Consider the following 3420-nt stretch of genomic DNA (forward strand, 5'->3'; position numbering starts at 1 on the left):
TCCTTCGTGATGTCGAACTCCTTCGCGGACCAGACCCTGGCCCAGATCGAGCTCTTCACCAAGCCCGCCGAGTACCCCACCGGCGTCTACGTGCTGCCGAAGCACCTCGACGAGAAGGTGGCCCGCCTCCACCTCGACGCGCTGGGCGTCAAGCTCACCACCCTGCGCCCCGAGCAGGCCGCCTACATCGGCGTCCAGGTCGAGGGCCCGTACAAGCCGGACCACTACCGCTACTGATCCCCGCGGATCCGCAGCACCCACGCGTCAGGTCAGGCCCCCGGCACCCGTGCCGGGGGCCTGCCCCGTACCCGCCCGAGACCCAGGAAGACGCCCCATGCCCCGCGGCCGCTACTCGCTCCACGACCCGCACGACCACACCCCCCTCGGCGAGGAGCACTTCCACTGCGCCCCGGGCCCCTCGGGCTGGCGCTACGTCTCCCAGCTCACCGCCCCCGACGGCGGGCACCGCGGCTCCGTCGACCTGGCCGTCGACGAACTGGGCCGCCCCATCCGCCTCGAGGCCAACGCCTCCAGCTGGCAGGTACGCGGCGCCGCCATCGACGGCATCACCTGGGTCCGCACCGACCCGGCCGGGGCCGAAGCGACCGAGGGCAACGTCCGGGGCGCCTCCGGGTTCACCGGCACCTCCCCGGCCTTCCTCGTCGCCACGGCCCGGCTGCTGCGCCTCGCCCCCGGCGCCCCGGCCACGCGCGTCCGCCTCGTCGCCCTGACCGACCCCGTCCTGGCACCCCGTACGGTCGACCAGGCCTGGGCCCTCCTGCGCCGCGCGGAACACCCCACCGACAGCGGCCCGCTCCTGGTCGACGAATACCAGGTCAGCGCCCTGGACACCGGCGAGGTCCACACCGTCCACATCGCCGGGGACGTGGTCCTGGCAGCCCCCGGCATCGAACTCGAACACCTGGAAACCCCGCCGTCGACCTTCGAGCCGTACGAGGCGGGCGGCGCCTAGGCGGGCGGCGCGAACCCGGTGGTACGCGCCGGCGGATCGGCCACGTGCTCGGGCACGGGAACGGGCGCGGGGACGGGCGCCACCGGCGCGACGGGAACCACGGCCGGCGGCGCGACCGGCGCCACCGCCGGCATCACCACGGGCGCGGGAGCGGCCGCGGGTACGGGCTGACCGTACGGACCGGGAACCGCCACGGCCACGGGCTGCCCGTAGGGAACGGGAGCGGCCCCCGGCGCCTGCTGCCGGAAGGCCCGGGCGGCGTCGCGGGACTGGCGCTCGTGCACCACGGCCATCAGGAACGCGGCGGCCGGCACCCCGACCGGCGGCGGAGCCCCGGTACGCGCCACCAGATCGTCCGCGAGCCGGGCCGCCATCTCGGCACCCACCTGCGGATCCAGCTGGTTCATGCGGGTCAGGTACTGCCGTATCGCGAGCCACAGCCCTTCCGGTACGGCCGACAGGTCCAGCCCCCCGAACCGCCCGGCCAGCCACGGCGGCGGCGGAGGCACCGGCATCACCCGCGCCCCCGGCACCCGCTCGCGGATGACGAGCGTCCCCGCGAACACGTCGCCGAGCCGCCGCCCGCGCGCGGAGAACAGCGAGGCGATGCACGCGATCGACCCGAAGAACATCAGCAGCTCGAAGACCCCGAAGGCCCCGCGCACCAGCGCGTGCCGGAACCGAATCGGCCCGCCGTCGTCACGGACCACGCGGAGCCCGCAGGCGAGCTTGCCGAGCGAACGCCCGTGGCTCAGGGTCTCCACCGCGATCGGCACGCCGACCAGGATGAGGACGAAGGCCGACACCTCCACGGCCGCCTGAGCCGCCCCGTCCAGCGAGGCGATGGAGAAGGCAAGCCCGAGCGAAACGATCAGGTACCCGGCGATGTACACCGTCAGGTCGAGCAGGATCGCCAGCGCCCGGCTCGGCAGCCTCGCCGGCCGAAGCCCCAGGACGACCGCGTCCCCCGTCACCAGATCGCTCACCGATGCACACACCCCTTCATGTGACCTGCCCCGCCCCTTTGGCATCCAGTCTGCCAAGCTGACCACAGAAGAAGCAGAAAAAATCACGGGGCCAGCAGGAACCAGGGGCAGGGGAGCGCCAACCACATGGATCTCGACGTCTTCGTGGCAGCCCACCAGACGGAGTGGGCCCGCCTGGAACAGCTCCTGGGCCGCGGCCGGCGTCTCACGGGGGCCGAGGCCGACGAACTCGTCGCGCTCTACCAGCGCACCGCGACCCACCTCTCCCTCATCCAGTCCAGCGCCCCCGACCCGATGCTCACGGGCCGCCTGACCCAGCTCGTCGCCCGCGCCCGCGCCACGGTGACGGGAGCCCGCCGGGGCGGCTGGCGCGACGCGGTCCGCTTCTTCACCACAGGCTTCCCGGCCGCCGTCTACGTCAGCCGCCGCTGGTGGATCCCCGCGGCACTGGTCTCCACAGCGGTCGCCGTGATCATGGGCTGGTGGATAGCCACCCACCCCGAGGTCCAGGCGTCCATAGCGGCCCCGGAGGACCTCAAGGCGCTGACGAAGCCCGGCGGCGGGTACGAGACGTACTACTCCAGCCACCCCGCGGCATCCTTCGCGGCCCAGGTCTGGACGAACAACGCCCGGGCGGCCGCGTTCTGCCTGGTCCTGGGCGGCTTCCTGTGCGTCCCGGTGCTGTTGATCCTGTGGGCGAACATGCAGAACCTGGGTGTGGGCATCGGCCTGATGGCAGGCGCCGACCGCCTCGACGTCTTCCTCGGCCTGATCCTCCCGCACGGCCTGCTCGAACTCACGGCGGTCTTCGTCGCCGCCGGCACGGGCCTGCGCCTGGGCTGGACGGTCATCGACCCGGGCCTGCGCACCCGACGGGTGGCCCTGGCCGAACAGGGCCGCGCGGCCCTCGGCATGGCCATCGGCCTGACGGCGGTCCTCTTCGTATCGGGCCTGATCGAAGGCTTCGTCACCCCTTCCGGCCTCCCCACCTGGGCGCGCATCGCCATCGGCGTGGCCGCCGAGACCCTCTTCCTGCTCTACGTCTACGTCCTGGGCGGCCGCGCGGCCCGCGCGGGCGAGGTGGGCGACGTGGAGCTCGCCGACCGGACGGCGACGCTCCCCACCGCAGCCTGATGTGCGTACGAGCACGCTGAGCTGCTAGTCTCCTCGTCGTCCCGCGAAGACCGTTGACACGGCCGCCGCGGGGAGGTAGATTCGAACGGTTGCCTCGAACTGGACAAGTTCGGCAGCGATGGTTTAAAGTCTTTCTCGCCCCAGGAATTGAATTCCAAGTGGGCACACTCGACTCTTCTTTCAGGAATCCGAAGCCGGGAAATCCGGTGGAAAACTTCTGATAGAGTCGGAATCGCCGGAAAGGGAAACGCGAAAGCGAAGAACTGGAAAGCGAAACCCGCTTCGACCGGGAATCGGACACGAAAGAGTCTGATAGAGTCGGAGACA

At 71.8% G+C, this 3420-nt stretch carries 4 protein-coding genes; 3 read left to right on the forward strand and 1 reads right to left on the reverse strand.

Annotation, left to right across the window (positions count from 1 at the left end; genetic code table 11):
- Together ACWGDE_RS37445 and ACWGDE_RS37450 are read left to right on the forward strand one after the other, a co-directional pair.
- Positions 1-237, forward strand: a 237-nt coding sequence (locus tag ACWGDE_RS37445; RefSeq protein ID WP_453393548.1) for an adenosylhomocysteinase, incomplete at its 5' end; no start/stop codon positions are given.
- 97 nt (positions 238-334) lie between these two features.
- Complete coding sequence (locus ACWGDE_RS37450) at positions 335-973, forward strand: hypothetical protein (protein WP_453393549.1); 639 nt, start codon at positions 335-337, stop codon at positions 971-973.
- On the opposite strand, the gene ACWGDE_RS37455 is transcribed toward ACWGDE_RS37450, so the two are convergent.
- Positions 970-1959 carry an RDD family protein gene (locus tag ACWGDE_RS37455; RefSeq protein WP_453393550.1) on the reverse strand — a complete coding sequence of 330 codons (990 nt, stop codon included), beginning with the start codon at positions 1957-1959 and terminating at the stop codon, positions 970-972. The genes ACWGDE_RS37450 and ACWGDE_RS37455 overlap by 4 nt on opposite strands.
- A 126-nt stretch (positions 1960-2085) precedes the next feature.
- On the opposite strand from ACWGDE_RS37455, the gene ACWGDE_RS37460 reads away from it, so the two are divergent.
- Positions 2086-3093 carry a stage II sporulation protein M gene (locus tag ACWGDE_RS37460; protein ID WP_453393551.1) on the forward strand — a complete coding sequence of 336 codons (1008 nt, stop codon included), beginning with the start codon at positions 2086-2088 and terminating at the stop codon, positions 3091-3093.
- Positions 3094-3420 lie beyond the last annotated feature (327 nt).

Source organism: Streptomyces sp. NPDC054956, assembly GCF_053609185.1.

Bases quoted from the DNA above. Each gene is read 5' to 3' on its own strand.
- ACWGDE_RS37450 (WP_453393549.1), top strand. From the start codon at position 335: ATGCCCCGCGGCCGCTACTCGCTCCACGACCCGCACGACCACACCCCC.
- ACWGDE_RS37460 (WP_453393551.1), top strand. From the start codon at position 2,086: ATGGATCTCGACGTCTTCGTGGCAGCCCACCAGACGGAGTGGGCCCGC.